Genomic DNA, 17,903 nt, shown 5'->3' with positions numbered 1-17,903 from the left:
CCTCTTTACTTAGCAAAGGGCCTGTTTCATCAAGGCGTGATGTGGTAAGTAATGGATGCGCGCAACAAAAAACAACTTTTCATAAAGGAGTGATTTGTCATGGCACGTAATCAGGATCAGGGTAAAATGAGTCGCGAAGAGGCAGGTCGTATGGGGGGAGAAGCTACATCCAAGAAGCACAATAAGGAATTTTATCAGGAGATTGGTAAAAAAGGCGGGCAAGCCACCGCTAACTCCCATGATAAAGAATTTTATCAGGAAATTGGTAAACGTGGCGGCGATGCTACGGCTGAGTCCCATGACAAAGATTTTTACAGGGACATTGGACGCAAAGGCGGCAGAAATTAATGTGCAGTACCACATAAAATACCCTTCATCACTATAAAAGCAAGCTCAAGCCCATCCCGCTTTATTGCGGAGTGGGCTTTTTCATATTTGGCCGACATCACAAAAATCCAATCGATTACTTTCTATATATGTAGAAATATGCGCACATGTATGATAGACTCTTTAGAAAACATCTGCGCTATTACGGCGTCCATTGAACGCCATACTATTTTATACTTTGGGGGGAAACCAGCATCATGACAGCTAAGACGAAAATGCGTTCCGATATGATTAAAAAAGGCTTTGACCGCGCTCCTCACCGCAGCTTGCTGCGCGCAGCGGGCGTTAAAGAAGAAGATTTTGACAAACCATTTATCGCAGTATGTAACTCGTATATCGACATCGTACCGGGCCACGTTCATTTGCAGGAATTCGGCAAAATTGTCAAGCAAGCCATTCGTGAAGCAGGCGGCGTACCTTTTGAGTTTAACACCATTGGTGTAGATGACGGCATTGCCATGGGACACATTGGTATGCGTTATTCTCTGCCAAGCCGCGAAATTATTGCCGACTCCCTGGAAACTGTTGTTTCCGCTCACTGGTTTGACGGCATGGTCTGCATTCCAAACTGTGATAAAATCACACCCGGCATGATGATGGGCGCATTGCGCGTGAACATCCCGACTATTTTCGTCAGCGGCGGCCCCATGAAAGCTGGTAAAGACAAAAATGGACGCTCGATCTCCCTGACCTCCGTCTTCGAAGGTGTAGGTGCATATCAGGCTGGTAAAATCGACGATCAAAGCCTGCTGGAATTAGAACAATACGGCTGTCCAACTTGCGGCTCTTGCTCAGGTATGTTCACAGCGAACTCCATGAACTGTCTCGCAGAAGCGATGGGTCTGGCTATGCCCGGTAACGGCACCATTCTCGCAGTAGCGGAAGAACGTAAAGAATTCGTCAAACAATCTGCACGTCAATTGATGGAATTGATCAAGCTGGACCTGAAACCACGTGATATCGTGACTAAAGAAGCTATTGATAACGCATTTGCGCTGGACATGGCAATGGGTGGCTCTACCAATACAGTATTGCACACATTGGCACTGGCTCATGAAGCTGAAGTAGACTACCCTATCGAACGGATTAATGAAGTGGCGAACCGCGTACCTCATTTGTCCAAATTGGCACCTGCTTCCGACTACCATATCGAGGATGTTCATAATGCAGGCGGCGTCAGCGCAGTGCTGAATGAACTGTTGAAGAAGCCGGGCGCGCTGCATGGTGATTGTATTACTGTAACCGGAAAAACAATCCGTGAAAACGTAGAGGGTCAGGAAATTCTGGATACCAATGTTATCCACAAGCTGGACAACCCTTATTCCGAACGCGGCGGTTTGGCAGTATTGTTTGGTAACCTGGCACCGCAAGGCTCCATCATTAAAGTCGGTGCAGTTGATCCGTCTGTTGGTGGTTATCACAAAGGTCCTGCCATCTGCTTTGATTCACAGGAAGATGCGCTGGCTGGCATCGCAAACGGTAAAATCGCAGAAGGCCATGTTGTTGTTATCCGTTATGAAGGTCCTAAAGGTGGACCAGGTATGCCTGAAATGCTCGCTCCAACTTCACAAATCGTTGGTATGGGACTTGGTGCCAAGGTCGGCCTGATTACAGACGGACGCTTCTCAGGCGCATCTCGTGGTATCTCCATCGGTCACATTTCCCCCGAAGCAGCAGAAGGCGGCCCTATTGCTTTTGTTGAGGACGGCGATATTATTGAGCTGGATCTGAACAATCGTACGATTGAACTGCAAATTAGTGACGAAGAATTTGAACATCGTCGCGCAAATTGGAAAGGCTTCGAGCCGAAAGTTAAAACAGGTTACCTGGCACGTTACTCCAAGCTGGTGACCAATGCAAGCAACGGCGGCATTATGAAAATCTAATCTTTATCATGATATGTTTTAAAAACGAATAAACAAAAGCCTCCCGAACACCCTGATCACAGGGGTTGGGAGGCTTTTTTGCATTAATTTCAACTACTTGATCTTGTATCCGCTGCTTGTGAGGCTCTGACTATTTCCTGAATAGCGTTAGCATCCTGGGTCACTCCGCTGTGGAGAACAGGAGCAGCGTCCCGTGAGTCGGTTGTGCTTTGGCCTTGACCCGTATGGTATGAATTTCCTGTCCAAAAACGGTCAAACAGAGTATCAATCGGCATCACAATCATCTTTGGCACCATTACGTCCCTTTTTTCATGCAACTGCTCTGGGCCGGAAGGATGGATAACACTAAATAGCAGCTTTAAATATATGGTTGACACTATCCTGAACAGTCCCTTGGGAAGATCTCGTATCTGAAAACCCAGTTTCTCTGGGCCCCGGTTAATCATACTCACTGCATAAACGGCCTTAATACCGTTCATTTTGGGGTCATCTGCAATCCGGTAGGCTAGATCAGGAAGCTGTCGTTTCACAATCCGAATCAGTTGAATAGCCAAATGTACCATAGACTTGGCGGTTGTGCCTAATTGAAACAGCATTTTATTATCAAAATGCAGCTCGACGATGGCGTCCCCTTTTTCCAGCCACCTGCCGTTCTCCATGTTCACATTTGGCCCATGATAGATACACCGACGGTAGTAAAAGATCGTGTCCTCCTTGCGCACCGGACGCAGACGGAACAAGGCGTGAAATAGCCGCTCATACAGCAACCATCCGAATACCAACGTTTTTTTAAACCAGCCCATACTGGATATTTCGGTCGTAGCGGGTCTTCTGGCAGACTGACGACAAAACAAGGTATCGACACGTACGCTGCGCAGCTTCCGTTCTTGGGCAACCACCAACAGCTTCTCCAGCGCAATCAGCATATTTTGCGGAGCGCCTGCGTCTGCCCCCAGTGTCGTACCACAGTCATGGAGCAGCATCACCTCGCCACCTCTCAGCTTTTTGAGCATCCGCTCAGCCAACTGTTTTGCTCCGATGCTTGCCTTCCAGTCCCCGAACATGGAGGACCATAATACGATTCGGCGACCATTCGCGTTGGAAATATCAAAGAAATTCACAATTCCCCATGGTGGGCGGTAAAAGGTCGTTCCCTCTCCGGTTACCCGGCGAATCACTGCCTCTGTCCGGGCAATTTGTCTTCTGACCGTGACGGGCCGCATAAGCCAATTCGATTTGTGCACATAATTATGAATACCGATCAAGTGACCTTCGTCATGCATGCGTTTCAAAAGCTCCGGGTGTTTTTCCGCATGCATGCCTACAACAAAAAAAGTAGCCTTGGCATCAAAACGTTTCAGCAAATCAAGCAACTGCGGGGTATACACCGGATCAGGACCATCATCGAAGGTGAGCGCATACTCTTGCTCACTTTTGCCCCGCCGGAACACCCGGAATCCAAACATTCGACTGACCAGCGCCGGAATAAAAGCATAAAAAGTTGAAATGTAAAACATCCATAACAGCAAAGTCTGCACGTTTTATCCCCACTTTTCTATTTCTGACTACCAAGCAGGCTTCTGAGGAAAACTCACTTACTTATATGTTATCACAAAGTCGTAAGCGTGCCGAGATTTTGCTGCATTCTTTCTTGAGCATAACAATCAACTACGGATCTAACCCAATGCTGCTCAAGGCGGTTATACTGCTGATCTGGATTCTCTACTTTGAGTACCTATACAAGCAGCATAGAGATCCAATTTAGTGTACAATAGGTAAAAATCTTAAAGGAGTCGTTGTATACATATGTTACCATTGTACAAAAAATATTGGCGGACCGTTTTTGATATCGGCCTGATTGTATTAACCGTGTATTTAATTATGTTCGTATCCAGTAAGCTGTATCAGCTCGCGGCCCCTGTGTTCCTGTCGTTCGTTGTGTTTTGGTGCATTGAACCTGTGGCCCGTTATTTCAACCGCAAAGGTATGAAGAAGCCCTTCGCTTCCGCGCTCTCCGTTTTGCTGTTTATCATCCTTTTACTCGCTATTTTTTTTGGACTGGGTCTGATTCTGGTTACGCAATTTACGAAAGTGGCGCAAAATCTCCCACAGTATACCCAAATTATCCAAACGGAATTCACGCGGTATCTTCATCTTTCCCAAGATAAAATTGCCGCTTTACCGCCGGGGATTACCGAACGTGTTAATGATTATTTTGAAACTGCGACCGCCATTGCCACCAAATGGGCACAGCTGGGGCTATCCTTTTCATACAGTTTCTCAGCTCCTTCACTGTCTTTATGGGCAACTTTGCAGTTGCCATTATTTTAGCTTTCTTTTTAAGTATGGAGATCAATCTCTGGAAGGGCATTGCTCGCAGTAAAACACCCAAGACGCTTAAAACCGCTTATCTTTTTCTAAAAAATCATGTACTCAAAGCGATTTCAGCCTTTCTGAAGGCACAAGCCATGCTGGTGGGAATTACCTTTGTTCTCGTATTTATAGGTTTACTCATTTTGCAGGTGGATAATGCCCTGTCGTTGGCTCTTGTGGCGGCTTTGTTCGATATTTTGCCACTGCTGGGTGTACCTGTTATTTTTATTCCGTGGGCAGTCTATTTGTTCATCACGGGCAACACCGGCCTGGCTGTAGGGCTGCTCATAGTCATGGCTGTTACGGTAATCGTCCGCCAGCTCGCAGAGCCTAAAATCACCGGTAATTCCATCGGCATTTCATCCGCTTATCTGATGCTTTCCTTTGCCATCATCTCGTTGTCGATCTTCGGATTGGCCGGGTTGATCCTGTCTCCAATCCTGATCATTTTACTGAAGGAATTATGGCAGCAAGGCTATTTGCAGCAATGGATTCGATTTCCGACAGAGGAATTCGAGGAGCCTCCCTTTATCGTCAAAATTCAGGAGGAAGAGCGTGTAGCTTCTCGTGGGACCGAGGAAAATTGAGCTAACAGGTCCATCACTTGACCGAACAGTGCTGTTGCCTGATTTGCAGAATGCTGTGGCGCATTTTGTACCAAGACGGCAACGGCATAACGAGGGTGCTCCACCGGGCCATACCCGATAAACCATTGGTGATTCACGGGTTGACCATCCTTTAGAGCCTGGGCTGTGCCCGATTTTCCAGCCAGATGCCACGACTTGCCACGCAAGGATGCACCTGTGCCGTGGGCTACGACCTTCTCCATCGCTTCGCGAAGCGTACGAGCTGTGGAAGCGTGAATCGGATGGCTTCCTTCGGGTGATGGAGAAGCGTGAGCTGGCAGATCCAGCAACGTACCTCCGTCTGCGTAGCCGACGTGCTTCACCAGCCGTGGAGCATGCACCTGACCATCATGCAGCAATGTCACGATAAGATTGGCGGCTTGGAGGGGCGTGACCAGCACGTCTCGCTGGCCGATAGCTGTCTGGACACGTACACCCGGATCAGTCGCATACGTATGGGAGCCGAATACGGCTCCCTTTTCTTCGTGATCCAACGGATTGAACTGCGACATGCCTGCAAGATTCCGCTCCTGCCAGCCTACGGTCCGGCTCAATCCGAGCGCAGAGGCTGTCGCCTGAATTTGGGCAGGGCTCAGCCGTTCACCCAGATGAGCGAACACGATATTACAGGATACGGCGAGCCCTTCCTCCAGGTTCAGAGCGCCGTGTCCTTCTTTTTTCCAGCATGCCAAACCATACTTCCCATAGGTCCCATGACAATGGAATTGCTCCTTCGGTTGGACTACCCCCGATTCAAGCGCAGCAGCCGCCGTAACAAGCTTGAAAATGGAGCCGGGCGTCACCGCCTTGAGGGCGCGATTAGACCAGCCTGTTGTCTGCTGTGGATCGACGCGACCAGGGTTATAAAAGGGACGAGACACCATCGCCAGTACATCAGCGTTCCCTGCATCCAGCACAACCACCGCCCCTTCTGCCAGATGATTGGTTTCCGTCAGCTTTTCAAGCTGCTGCTGTAATGGAAGATCAATGGTCGTCTGGACCTGTAGAGGATAGTGATCATTGGATGGCGCACTGACCCGTAACGGCGCATGAGCCAGCGGACGGCGCTGCGCATCCACAAATCGGGAAACGAAGGTTTCACCCACACCACTCAGGAGTGGCTCCAGCGTTCTTTCCAGCCCGGCTGCCCCGATTGGCAATTGCCCCGGTCGATCTGGTCGTTCGTACAGAAATCCAAGCCACTGCTTGCCATTGGGTACATTATTGTAGCGTATCGAATACGGTACAAGCTCTACCAGAGAAGGTGCGAGGCTAAGCAGTTGGTCCGCTTCATCAGGCTTGATATGCAGGGGTTCTCCACGCCCATCTCGCCATAACAACGGGGATTGCAGCCTCTTCCATCGAGACAGCAGCTCGTTCTTGTTTGTCCGCAGCAGCTTGGCAAGCTGTTCTCCGTGCAGGGCTGTTTTACCATCCACATCAGGAAAAAGCACTGGTGTCCATGCCACGCTCCCAGTTAACGGGCGTCCGTACCGATCCGTAAATTGCCCCCGCCCCGAGTCGATTGCAATTCCCTCCTGTCGCTGTCGTACAGACATTTCCTTGAGCGAATGCCCTCCGTAAGCGGACATGTGGATACCTGCCGTCCCCTGTATCCAGGCCAGCCGTAATAGCAAAAGGAGTAGCAATGCCGTAATGCCTACAGCCATATATGCAATTCGACGTTTTCGAATGAAACTGCTGCCACGCCTCGGCACACGCATCCTTCTTTCATCTTTTTTCCAGTAGTATGTCCTGTAATTGTTTTTTCCAATCTGTATGCTATATGGTATGTCGTTTTGTTGAAAAGCAAAACCACCCAGCTTGGGAAGCCGAGTGGTTATTAAACATTGCCTTCACGATTATTTACGAACTAAATCCAAATTGCTTTAGTGATGATAACCAACAGAATAAAGAGTACCAAAATTGCACCAGTAGAAGTCCAACCGCCGTAACCACCTTCAAATCCACCCATGGCTCGATCCCTCCTTTGATGTGTAGTACACTTCAGCATATGTAGGAGATTACTCAAGGGCAGGGCATTCAGGCAAACAAATAAGGCTCTACCAGTACAACGCAGTAGAGCCCACAATGTTATAAGAGAAATGTTTTCAAGATGATCACTAACAAAATAAACAGTGTCAGGATAGCAGCTATTGATGTCCACACTCCTCCGAAGCCTCTTTCCATTTCCTCCACAAGAACGCCTCCTTTGTTTTAACGTACTGTATAGGCTATGCAAGGTCTTGGCTAAGGAAAGGGCTTCTGGGTAAACAATAAATTCATATAACAAGATAATCCTGTAAACGAGAGCAAGCTCCTACAATTTATGAAGACCCATGCTTTACACGGTAAACCGTGAAAGCTGCTCCTTCAAATTGACAGATACCCCTTCCAGCTTATCAGACAATCCTACCAGTTGATTCCCGATATTTGCCTGCTCGATGCTGAGAGAAGCGACTTCCTGCGAAGTGGCGGAGGATTGTTCCGCTACCGCGCTCACACTGGTCATCGCCTCCGACAAGATCGCCTGCGATTCACTCAGCTCCTGAATGGATGAGGTAACCGTACCCAATCGAAGCGCAAATTCTCCCATTTGCTGCTGTACCGATTGGAAAATGTCCGTCGTCTCCTGTACCGCTCCCATCTGCTGTCGGAACAGTGGGTACACCTCCGATAACGCCTGAACCGTCTCATTCATCTCACCGACGATGTTATTAATAATTCCCGTCGCCGTGCGAATGGCTTGACGTGATTGTTCAGCCAGCTGCCGAACCTCATTGGCCACCACCATAAATCCACGCCCTGCCGTTCCAGCCCTTGCCGCTTCAATCGTAGCATTCAACGATAAAATATTTGTTTGCTTCGCAATATCTTGTAGCACGTCCAGCACCTTGAAGACATCGGAAGTCGTCTCCTTCAACTTGTCTACTTTGCTCACAAGCGCATGCGTCGTTTCTTCGGTGACCTGGGTCTTACTCAGGAGGTGTTTCAGTTGAACCGTTCCTTGTTCACTGGATTGCTCGACCTCATGTGCAACCTTGCTCATTTCATGGTTGGAAGCTATAACCGTATCCATTTGCTGTGATATGTTTCCTGTCAGTCCGCTGCCACGTTCAGCCTCTGTCGCCAAACTGGCAGATCCGTGAGCAATCTCCTCAGTAGCCGCTGCAATTTCCTTAGCTGAGATGGCCGTTTTCTTCGAGGCATTACTGAGTTCCGTCGCTGTATCCAGCACTTCTTGAGCTGAAACATTCGTCTGATCTACCAGCAAAGTAATCTGCTCCATCATCGTATCAAAGCTTACAGACAACTGCCCGATTTCATCCTGCGCATTGTAGTTGGTACGAACTTGCAGATTGCCTTTGGCTCCTTCCAGCATCAGATCCTTTAAATGCGTTAAAGGGAGAGCCACAAGGCGCACTATCCACAAACCGATGAACAACGCGATCAGTGCCGCCACCGCAGCAAAAATCCAGGTCGCCGTTAAAATCCCTTCGGCATCTTTAACCAGCACAGATACAGGTACGACACCCAGGAGAATCCATTTGGAGGTGCCCAGTGTATTATGCACGGCCAGCACATTTTGCACTTTCCCATCTGCGGACTGCTCCAAAATTTGATTTCCTTCAACACCCTGGAGCTGTGAAACGTAATCCAACTTTTGTTTCCCTCCTTCCAGAGCATCAATGTTGGAGCCTATAAAAACGCCATCCTGTGTAATAAGGCTAATCATACTGCCCGCGCCCAAATCAATACTCTTCAACTGATCATCCACGGCACTGGACTTCAAATCCATGACCAAGACGTAAGTCCCGCCCAAGCCCGACATGCTGTTCATGGAACGAGCCAGACGAAACGTCTTGCTGCCATTTTCATTTTCCTGTGTAGGCAACCAGACAATCCCTTTATTTTTTAAAATATCCTTGAACCATGCTTCCTGTCGTACATCCTTTTGTGTTCCTGTGCCCATAGCAGCCAGATCCGTCTGTTCAGGATACAGATAAAGCGAATCAATTTCCTTATTTGTAAATGCAATATTCGTTAACTTCTTGTTTACTTCACCCATAGCGACAAATGAATCAAACGAATTTTTCTCCTGCTTTGCCGCCTTTTGTAGCTGATCACTTAATTCAGTATCAAAAAACACCTGCGTCGAGGTATCTTGAAAGCGTTCCAAAATGATATCCAACTTCTCTGCCGTTTGTTGAACCGTTTGCTGGTATGCGGTAGCCGCATTTTGTTCAATTGTGTTTTTGGCTTTAAAATATGAAATCATTCCCAGACTGATCACAAACAACATAATCGCTGTAAAAAAGATCAAAAACAGCTTCATACCTACCGAACGAACCGGATTATAGTTTTTGACCAAATGCATAAAATCCTTACTGTACTTTTCCGGCTTGAGTAAGCGCTTTAAATTGTATGCGCCTCCACGAGTAGCCTTAACCAACCAGGGAACAACCTTCGAAGACGTCTCCGCTGCTTTGTCTCCTTTAGCCGTTGTCGCCTTGCTGCCCTTGATACCTTTAATGATAGCCTTTTCTTTTGCTTGCTTCTTCGTTGTATTCCCCTCTTTTTTCAAAAAACCCATCTCTCTCACCTACCACCCTATAATTAGTTTCCTGATCCACGTATCCGTTATGTATCTATTATCTATGTCGTATCTATCGGAACTATTCGACAAGGAATGTAGCTTTCCTTTCAACTCCCACTAAATTTTGTGAAACTTTTTTCCTAGAAAAGTATTCAAAAAAAAGCCCCTCCAACCGATAGGAGAGGCTTTTGAATCTTTTTATCTAAGACTTAAGACTTAATTACTTCTTTTTTCGCATCATGTCAAAATAAGATACAGGCTGATCTACCTTCATTTTGATCCGTTGAAGCGGGTGGCGGGCAGCATCCAGTTCGTTACCTTCTTCATCCCAGATCGTTCCGACCGTTTGTTTAAAAAACGTACCGTTCGGACCAAAAAATTCAATTTCATGTCCCGGTTTAAAATGGTTACGCTGTTGAATGGTGGCTATACCACTCTCAGCATCGTAGTCCATAACCAGTCCGGCAAAATCATAAGGTGCAGCCTTTTCTTCCGGTTCATAAATATGATCCTCATGATCCGGTGTATCGTAGAAAAAGCCGGTATTCAGCGGACGATTGGCCGCCTTGTTAATTTCATCAATCCATTCCGGCTTGAGCACATAATTTTCAGGATCAGCCATATAGGAGTCAATCGCTTGACGATAGACATTTACAACCGTAGCCACATAGTGAATGGACTTCATACGTCCCTCTACTTTGAAGCTATCCACACCGACGTCAATCAGATCAGGGACATTTTCAATCATGCAAAGGTCCTTAGAGCCCATGGAAAAAGCATTATCATTTTCCTCAAACAGTGGAAGCTGATTAACGCCAAGCTGGAATTGCTTCAGCACATTACTATCCTGCGCCTCTTCCTCAGATATCCACACCTCGTCTTGACGGGCATCCTCAAACAGATCGTACTTCCAGCGGCAGGACTGACAGCAGCCCCCACGATTGGAATCTCGGTCCGTAAAGTGATTGGACAGCACGCAACGGCCGGAAAATGAAGAGCACATCGCACCATGGACAAAGGCTTCGATTTCGATGTCCACATGCTTTTTAATTTCTTCAATTTCCTCCAGGCTGGTCTCACGGCCCAGTACCACACGCGGCAGTCCTTCATTCTTCCAAAACTTTACCGCCTGCCAGTTCAGCGTCGATTGCTGAGTGCTCAAATGCACTTCCAGCTCCGGCACCGTACGCAATGCCACAGATACAATCGCAGGATCAGCGACGATGACAGCATGAATACCCGCCTTGTGCAAATTACGCAGGTATTCTTCAATCCCCGCAATATCCTCATTGTGCGCATAGATGTTGGTAGCAACAATAACTTTGGCACCATATTTTTTCGCGAACTCTACGCCTTCCCGCATTTCCTCAAAGCTGAAATTATCGGCATTGGAGCGCAGACCGTATTTTTGTCCACCAATGTACACGGCATCCGCGCCATAGTGAATAGCGAACTTCAGCTTTTCCAGATTTCCGGCAGGAGCCAGCAGCTCCGGCTTATCCAGACGATTCCGCTTGCCCATATACTTTCTCGTTTTGGTCATCGTTCCCATGACGTTCCCCCTCAGTGTACTCATTTTCAAATTAATAAACCTGTTCTTTATAGAAAATCCGAAGGACAGTTCCCGTTCAGGATCTTGAAGACGGCGAACCTCATCCAGCCAGCTTTCATCATAAGCATAAGCGTCCGGATCGGCTGTAAAAGTATCCATCGCCTTGCGATAAGCACGAACAACTGCCGCGTTATAAGCCGTAGGCTTCAACAAGCCCTCGATTTTAAAGCTATGCACGCCTGCCTCCATCAAAATATGCAGGTCCTCCATAATACAAAAATCGTCCGAGCTCATAATATGCGTTCCGTTGATATCCTCATAAATCGGAAACTTCTCTTCCTGCCGCTCTGCTTCGATCAAAAATAAACCACGCTCTCTGCCCAGATCACCTTCCACCGGACGTCCCTGATGCAGCATATAGCTTTGTACAAGCTTGCGCTTGGAATGATAAATATTGGTCATTCCATGTACCTGAACCTGTGCCTCCATGTTCAGCTTGGGCACCATTTCCGTAATTTCGTCCATACTGAGCTCACGAGCCAGAATGACACGCGAAGCCCCCTTCTCTGCCCAATAGTTGGCGGTTGCGAAGTTGGTGGAAATCATTTCACCGTTCCAGAACAGCTTCAGATGGGCCCCATATTCCTTCACCGCCATTAATACGGCCGGATCATTAAACTCAATGGCATTTACGCCGCATTCAGCAAGCGTCTGCACATATTCGGGAAGGAACGGCAACAGCTCGTTCGTCATCAAATTGGTCATGGATACATACACCTGGGCCGCATGCTTCCGAGCTTCTTCTACAACCTCACGGATTTGATCCGGTGTAAAATGTCCCGGTAACCGCATTCCGAAACGGTCATCTCCAATAAGTAATGCGCTGGCTCCAGCCTCCAGCATTTGACGGGCATCCTCCGGAGAGCTGGCAGTTACCAATAGTTCGGGTTTGTAAGCCATAGGCTCACCTCCTAATTTGTCTTACGGTTGCTTACCTGAATATTATGCAAATGTTCTTTATATGTCTTGGCAAACAAATGTCCGTGCGTTCCATCTTTTTTGGTCACATAAAATAAATAATCCGTAGCATCCGGCTGCAAAGCCGCCACCACTGATTTCAGACTGGGGCTTGCAATCGGCCCCGGTGGAAGCCCCTGATGCAAATACGTATTATATGGGCTTTCTACAGCCAGATCCTTGTAATAAAGCCGTTCCTTTTGCTTGTCCAGCATATATTGAACGGTAGCATCAATTTCCAGCTTCTTCTCCTGCTTGAGCCGGTTATAAATAACGCCAGCCACGACAGGCCGTTCATTATCTACAACGACCTCGCGCTCCACCAGAGAAGCAACGGTCAGCAGTTGATGCAGCGTTTCCCCCGCTGTTTCAGCTTGGCGTCCAAATCGGGAACGGTCTCCAGACGTTTTTGCGTCTGTTCCAGCATCGCCTGTATAATATCTTTGGTCGTACTGCCCTTTTTCAGCTCATAGGTTTCCGGGAAAAGATAGCCTTCCAGCGCATAGCGAAGCCCCGCCTGCTTTGGAATGTCCCGCACCAGCGCGACGTCAAAAGCGGACGGATCGTTGGCCAGCTGCAAAAATTGCTTCTGGTCCGCTAGTCCTTCCTTTTGCAGCTTATCAGCCATCTGTCTGATCGTAAATCCTTCCGGTATCGTAAAACGGATCATTTCCTCTTTCACAACGTCCCCTGCCGATAGCTTGGCAATCAACTGATCAAAGGTAGCACCGGGCTGTGCCTCATATTTTCCGGCCTGAAACGCACTGCCTTGCTGTTTGAATTTAAGATAGGCCTTAAACACGAGCGCATTACGTATGAGTCCCTTTTGCTCCAGCGTATCTGCTATAGCGGATGTACCCATTCCTTTCACTACTGTAAATGCAACCGGCTGCGTCTTCGTCTGGACAGGCTGCATGGCATTCCAAATATAGAGAGTTGCTCCGCCTGCTATGATCACAAACAATAGAAGCAACGTAACCAACGTCGTCCTTCGCTTCAATTCCACCCAACTCCTTCACAGCCAAAAAGGGCGGACTGGTCCGCCCTTTCAGGTTTGATCTCCTCGTTATCCAGACCTTACAGCTCTTCCGGTAGTGTGCATTCATCATACAGCTCGGAAATATCTTCCCACTCATCGTCATCCTCAATCGTGGTGATGGAAATATCGCCTTCCGGGGATGGGCTCACATGGTACAACTCATGCTCGCCTTCAGCAGCTCCAGGTTTGCGCAATACGGCGTACCGTTGCTCTCCTACCTTGAACTCTGCTTCCAGTTCCATGCGTACCGCACTGCCCTGTTCATCCTGTAGCTCTACATCGCCGCCGAACGCTTCCTTCAAATCAGAGGTCCAGCTCAGGTCTTCACGTGAATAGTTCGTCATTTCCCGTCTTCCTCGTCCTCTTCTTCCACGAATGTATTAAAGGTCTCTTCAACGATTTCCCATTCGGCATCGTCTTGGATCACAAACAATTTAATATCATCGCCTTCTTCCTCGTAACGGAAGGCGTACACATCGGACTCGTCGGCTTCAGGGTCCACTGGCGCAACCATCATGTACTTCGCTTCGGAACCGTCTACCTCAAACTTCATAATGACCTCGAACTCTTCCTCGTTGCCCTCGTCATCGGCAATGTAAATAATTTCCGGCTCTTCTTCCATACCCACTTGATTTTCAGTCATTACGAAATCCCCCTCACCTTGTACTGTGTGCGTCCAAATAGTTTTGCAAGATCAGGCTTGCGGCCAGTTTGTCTACCACCTGCTTGCGTTTTTTTCGGCTGACGTCGGCCTCCAAGAGCGTGCGCTCTGCCGAACGCGTCGTCAGCCGTTCATCCCAAAGGTGAACGGGTAAACCCAGTAACTCCTTGAGTCGGTTCGCAAACTCAATGCAAATCTCACCGCGTGGACCCACGGTACCGTTCATGTTTTTCGGCAAGCCTACTACAACCTCGCCGACCTCATTGTCACGGACCAGATTTGCAATCTTACCGAACTCGCTGTCGTCACCGCGTCGTTCTATGACTTCCAATCCTTGGGCGGTCCAGCCGAAGGCATCACTTACGGCGACCCCAATTCGGCGGTCCCCGTAATCCAATCCCATTACTTTCATGCCTGTCTCCTAACGGTGCTTGGCCAGATAGAAACGAACCAGCTCTTCAATCAATTCATCGCGTTCTTTTTTGCGTACCAGGCTTCTGGCATTATTATGCCGTGGCACATAAGCCGGATCACCTGACAACAAATACCCGACAATCTGATTGATCGGATTGTATTCTTTTTCTACCAAAGCATCATATACGGTCAACAAAATCTCCTGAGCAGAAGCTTCCTTCTCATCCGCCTTGACATTAAATTTGACCGTTTTGTCCATGGAATCCACTGTTGACACCTCGCTTCCACAAAACATGTGTACATGTTTATGCCAGCTTATTCTTATACATCATACCATAAGCAGAGCCCTTCAAGGAAATGTCTAAGTCCGGTTTTTTCCAAAATTCCGCAAAAATTATCGAACTTTATCCTTGAGAAGCCGCCACTACCAATTCACGGGCGCGCACGAGCGCTTCGTCCAGCTTGCTGGCATCCTTGCCTCCGGCTTGCGCCATATCCGGACGGCCGCCACCACCGCCGCCGCATACCGCAGCAATTTCCTTCACAAGCTTGCCTGCATGAAGCCCGGCCTTGGTGTGCTCTGCCGGTACAGCTACGACAAAATTAACTTTGTCGTCCATCGCAGCCCCTAGCACCAGCACAGCAGTCGGAAGCTTGCCTTTCAGTTCATCGGCAATTGCACGCAGCGCATCCATACTGGAAGCCTGTACACGTGCAGCCAACAGTTGTACTCCGCCAGCTTGTACGACCTGATCGGTCAACTGGCCCGCTTCAATAACACTCAGCTTGCTTTGCAGCGATTCATTTTCACGACTGAGGTCTTTAATTTGCTGATGCAAGGATTCGATGCGTTTTGGCACCTCGGACAGCTTGGACTTCACCAGACCTGCCGATACTTTTAGCAGCTCCAACTGGCCCTCCATATATTCAAAGCCAAAGCGCCCGGTCACTGCTTCAATCCGGCGAACACCCGATCCGATGCCGCTCTCGCTGACAAGCTTGAACAATCCGATTTGTGAGGTGTTGCTCACATGACAGCCGCCGCACAGCTCAATGCTGTAATCGCCTACCTTGACGACACGTACGATATCTCCATATTTTTCACCGAACAGCGCCATCGCTCCAAGAGCCTTGGCTTCATCAATCGGTTTCAGTTCAATATTTACATCCAGCTGGCTCCAAATGGCGCGATTTACACGCAGCTCAATATCCGCCAGTTCTTCCGGCGTAATGCTTCCAAAATGGGAGAAGTCAAAACGTAGACGCCCAGGCTCCACCAGTGAACCTGCCTGATTGACATGGTCACCCAGTACTTCCTTAAGTGCTTTGTGAAGCAAATGCGTAGCCGTGTGATTTTTTTCGATTTCACCGCGAGATACTTGGTCCACTTCCGCTTTCAACGTATCGCCAATGTTCAGTTCACCGGCTTCCACGACGACCTGATGTACATGCTGGCCTTGCGGTGCCTTGAACAGCCCTTCGACCTTCGCCGTTACCGTACCCCCGCGCAGCAAGCCATGGTCACTGACCTGTCCTCCGCTTTCAGCATAAAAAGGAGTCACGTCCAGCACAACCTGACAAGTCTGTCCTTCACTAACACTGTCCACCAGCACATCTTCATATACAATAGCCACAATTTTCGACTCGGTTATGAGGTCATTATATCCAACAAAGTCGCTTTTAACCGCCAGGTCAGACAAGGCTCCACCCTGAATCTTCATGCTGGCATTGTCCTGATGAGCGTCACGCGCACGTTGCCGTTGCTCCTGCATCGCTTCATCAAAGCCTTCACGGTCTACTTTTAAGCCTTGCTCGTCCGCATAATCCTCGGTGAGATCGAATGGGAAACCATACGTATCATACAGTTTAAAAGCGTCCGCTCCACTGATGACATCACGACCTTCCGCTTTTGCCTGAGCACTGATATCAGCCAAAATAGCTAATCCGTCCGTTAGCGTTTCGTGGAAGCGTTCCTCTTCCGTTTTGATTACCTTGATGATAAAATCACGCTTGTCCACTACCTCAGGGTAATACACACCCATGACATCTCCCACCGTTTCCACCAGTTCAAACATAAATGGACGGTTCATGCCCAGCATTTTTCCGTAACGTACAGCACGGCGCAGCAAACGACGGATAACATAACCACGGCCTTCGTTGGAAGGCAGCACACCGTCACCAATCGCAAAAGCTACGGTACGAACATGGTCGGCAATCACTTTGAGAGCCACATCGCTGTCCACATTTTCGTTATATTTAACCCCTGCCATAGCGGCTGTTTTCTGAATAATCGGTTGGAAAATATCCGTATCAAAGTTGGAATCCACATTTTGCAAAATGGATGCAAAACGCTCCAATCCGGCGCCTGTATCAATATTTTTGTTCGGAAGCGGCGTGTAGCTGCCATCCTTGTTATGGTTGAATTGTGAAAATACGAGGTTCCATACTTCCAGATAACGCTCGTTTTCCCCGCCCGGATACATTTCAGGGTCCGTCATGTCGCTGCCGTAAGCTTCGCCGCGATCATAAAAGATTTCCGTACAAGGTCCACAAGGGCCTTCGCCGATATCCCAGAAGTTATCTTCCAGTTTGATGATACGTTCAGCAGGAAGTCCTACCTTTTCGTTCCACAGCTTGTACGCCTCTTCATCCTCAGGATACACGGTTACAGCCAGACGCTCCGGGTCAAAGCCGATCCACTTCGGATCAGTCAGAAACTCCCATGCCCATGTAATGGCTTCTTCCTTAAAATAGTCACCAATGGAAAAGTTACCGAGCATTTCGAAAAAGGTGTGGTGACGGCGCGTTTTGCCGACATTTTCAATGTCATTCGTGCGAATACATTTTTGCGAATTGGCGATACGCGGATTCTCCGGCTTCACACGTCCGTCAAAATAAGGTTTAAGCGGTGCCATCCCCGCATTAATCCACAGCAGGGAAGGATCCTTATGTGGAACAAGCGGTGCGCTTGGTTCAATCACATGTCCCTTGCTTTCAAAAAACTCCAGCCATTTGGAGCGGATTTCACTAGCTTTCATATAAGTAGCCTCCTAATTATAGTGTCACTTGTACTTGGCACAGGCCATAAAAACAGAAAAACGCCCCTGAACGGATCAGGGACGATTGTATCGCGGTACCACCCTGGTTATCGTCGTCCCCTCTGTACGAAATGCTACATGCGCAAGCTGCGCACCCAACATCTGATTAACGGACGAGCGATCGCCTTGTTTTCACTGGTAACGGGAGCATCCCGGCGGGTTCAGCCCGCACTCCGAAATGAGCTTTCCCTACTGGATAAACACATTTAAACATACTCAATTCAGTATATCCGTGTCATTTAGCCGTGTCAAC

General features: G+C 48.3%; 12 protein-coding genes and 3 pseudogenes. 3 read left to right on the top strand and 12 right to left on the bottom strand.

Features of this window, described 5'->3' with window-relative positions:
• Positions 1 to 99 precede the first annotated feature (99 nt).
• Positions 100 to 348 (top strand): KGG domain-containing protein, encoded by a 249-nt coding sequence (locus tag ASL14_RS19885; protein ID WP_014282920.1) that lies wholly within the window; start codon positions 100 to 102, stop codon positions 346 to 348.
• 236 nt (positions 349 to 584) lie between these two features.
• Entirely contained in the window at positions 585 to 2,273 is a 1,689-nt protein-coding gene (gene ilvD / locus ASL14_RS19880; protein WP_187644804.1) for a dihydroxy-acid dehydratase, read from the top strand.
• Positions 2,274 to 2,362: 89 nt separating this feature from the next.
• On the opposite strand, the gene ASL14_RS19875 is transcribed toward ilvD, so the two are convergent.
• The gene (locus tag ASL14_RS19875; RefSeq protein ID WP_134913174.1) at positions 2,363 to 3,811 is read right to left on the bottom strand and encodes a polysaccharide deacetylase family protein; all 1,449 of its coding nucleotides are present in this window, start codon (positions 3,809 to 3,811) and stop codon (positions 2,363 to 2,365) included.
• A gap of 268 nt (positions 3,812 to 4,079) precedes the next feature.
• Between ASL14_RS19875 and ASL14_RS19870 the strand changes: the two are divergent.
• Positions 4,080 to 5,233: pseudogene (locus tag ASL14_RS19870) on the top strand (AI-2E family transporter).
• On the opposite strand, the gene ASL14_RS19865 reads toward ASL14_RS19870, so the two are convergent.
• The 11 genes and pseudogenes from ASL14_RS19865 to alaS all read right to left on the bottom strand — a co-directional run bounded on the left by ASL14_RS19865 (position 5,188) and on the right by alaS (position 17,590).
• Positions 5,188 to 6,996, bottom strand: a complete 1,809-nt coding sequence (locus tag ASL14_RS19865; protein ID WP_189338185.1) for a peptidoglycan D,D-transpeptidase FtsI family protein — start codon at positions 6,994 to 6,996, stop codon at positions 5,188 to 5,190. The pseudogene ASL14_RS19870 and the gene ASL14_RS19865 overlap by 46 nt on opposite strands.
• Positions 6,997 to 7,145: 149 nt before the next feature.
• Positions 7,146 to 7,247 (bottom strand): sporulation protein YjcZ, encoded by a 102-nt coding sequence (locus ASL14_RS19860; RefSeq protein ID WP_082067271.1) that lies wholly within the window; start codon positions 7,245 to 7,247, stop codon positions 7,146 to 7,148.
• Between the two features lie 369 nt (positions 7,248 to 7,616).
• Positions 7,617 to 9,866 (bottom strand): methyl-accepting chemotaxis protein, encoded by a 2,250-nt coding sequence (locus tag ASL14_RS19855; protein ID WP_134913173.1) that lies wholly within the window; start codon positions 9,864 to 9,866, stop codon positions 7,617 to 7,619.
• Between the two features lie 223 nt (positions 9,867 to 10,089).
• Positions 10,090 to 11,421, bottom strand: a complete 1,332-nt coding sequence (locus ASL14_RS19850) for a peptidase U32 family protein (RefSeq protein WP_134913172.1) — start codon at positions 11,419 to 11,421, stop codon at positions 10,090 to 10,092.
• Between the two features lie 102 nt (positions 11,422 to 11,523).
• A pseudogene (locus ASL14_RS19845) lies at positions 11,524 to 12,174 on the bottom strand (peptidase U32 family protein); the annotation flags it as partial.
• A 218-nt stretch (positions 12,175 to 12,392) separates the two neighbouring features.
• Positions 12,393 to 13,300, bottom strand: a pseudogene (gene mltG, locus ASL14_RS19840) (endolytic transglycosylase MltG).
• A 215-nt stretch (positions 13,301 to 13,515) separates the two neighbouring features.
• Positions 13,516 to 13,821: a DUF1292 domain-containing protein gene (locus ASL14_RS19835; protein ID WP_134913171.1), complete on the bottom strand. Its 306-nt coding sequence runs from the start codon at positions 13,819 to 13,821 to the stop codon at positions 13,516 to 13,518.
• Positions 13,818 to 14,120, bottom strand: coding sequence for a DUF1292 domain-containing protein (locus tag ASL14_RS19830; protein ID WP_134913170.1), 303 nt, complete (start codon positions 14,118 to 14,120; stop codon positions 13,818 to 13,820). Before ASL14_RS19830 ends, ASL14_RS19835 begins: the two co-directional genes overlap by 4 nt.
• A 13-nt stretch (positions 14,121 to 14,133) precedes the next feature.
• Positions 14,134 to 14,550, bottom strand: coding sequence for a Holliday junction resolvase RuvX (gene ruvX / locus ASL14_RS19825; protein WP_014282932.1), 417 nt, complete (start codon positions 14,548 to 14,550; stop codon positions 14,134 to 14,136).
• 9 nt (positions 14,551 to 14,559) lie between these two features.
• Positions 14,560 to 14,820: an IreB family regulatory phosphoprotein gene (locus tag ASL14_RS19820; protein WP_007431624.1), complete on the bottom strand. Its 261-nt coding sequence runs from the start codon at positions 14,818 to 14,820 to the stop codon at positions 14,560 to 14,562.
• Positions 14,821 to 14,956: 136 nt separating this feature from the next.
• Entirely contained in the window at positions 14,957 to 17,590 is a 2,634-nt protein-coding gene (alaS, locus tag ASL14_RS19815; RefSeq protein ID WP_134913169.1) for an alanine--tRNA ligase, read from the bottom strand.
• Between the last annotated feature and the right edge of the window lie 313 nt (positions 17,591 to 17,903).

It is taken from the genome of Paenibacillus sp. IHB B 3084, from assembly GCF_001447315.1.
Classification (GTDB): Bacteria; Bacillota; Bacilli; order Paenibacillales; family Paenibacillaceae; genus Paenibacillus.
Note: the sequence above shows the minus strand (reverse complement) of the source record. Positions and strands in the feature narration are given on the sequence as shown.

Bases quoted from the DNA above. Each gene is read 5' to 3' on its own strand.
- alaS (WP_134913169.1), bottom strand. From the start codon at position 17,590: ATGAAAGCTAGTGAAATCCGCTCCAAATGGCTGGAGTTTTTTGAAAGC.
- ASL14_RS19885 (WP_014282920.1), top strand. From the start codon at position 100: ATGGCACGTAATCAGGATCAGGGTAAAATGAGTCGCGAAGAGGCAGGT.
- ilvD (WP_187644804.1), top strand. From the start codon at position 585: ATGACAGCTAAGACGAAAATGCGTTCCGATATGATTAAAAAAGGCTTT.
- ruvX (WP_014282932.1), bottom strand. From the start codon at position 14,550: ATGAAAGTAATGGGATTGGATTACGGGGACCGCCGAATTGGGGTCGCC.
- ASL14_RS19835 (WP_134913171.1), bottom strand. From the start codon at position 13,821: ATGACGAACTATTCACGTGAAGACCTGAGCTGGACCTCTGATTTGAAG.
- ASL14_RS19865 (WP_189338185.1), bottom strand. From the start codon at position 6,996: ATGCGTGTGCCGAGGCGTGGCAGCAGTTTCATTCGAAAACGTCGAATT.
- ASL14_RS19830 (WP_134913170.1), bottom strand. From the start codon at position 14,120: ATGACTGAAAATCAAGTGGGTATGGAAGAAGAGCCGGAAATTATTTAC.
- ASL14_RS19860 (WP_082067271.1), bottom strand. From the start codon at position 7,247: ATGGGTGGATTTGAAGGTGGTTACGGCGGTTGGACTTCTACTGGTGCA.
- ASL14_RS19855 (WP_134913173.1), bottom strand. From the start codon at position 9,866: ATGGGTTTTTTGAAAAAAGAGGGGAATACAACGAAGAAGCAAGCAAAA.
- ASL14_RS19850 (WP_134913172.1), bottom strand. From the start codon at position 11,421: ATGGGAACGATGACCAAAACGAGAAAGTATATGGGCAAGCGGAATCGT.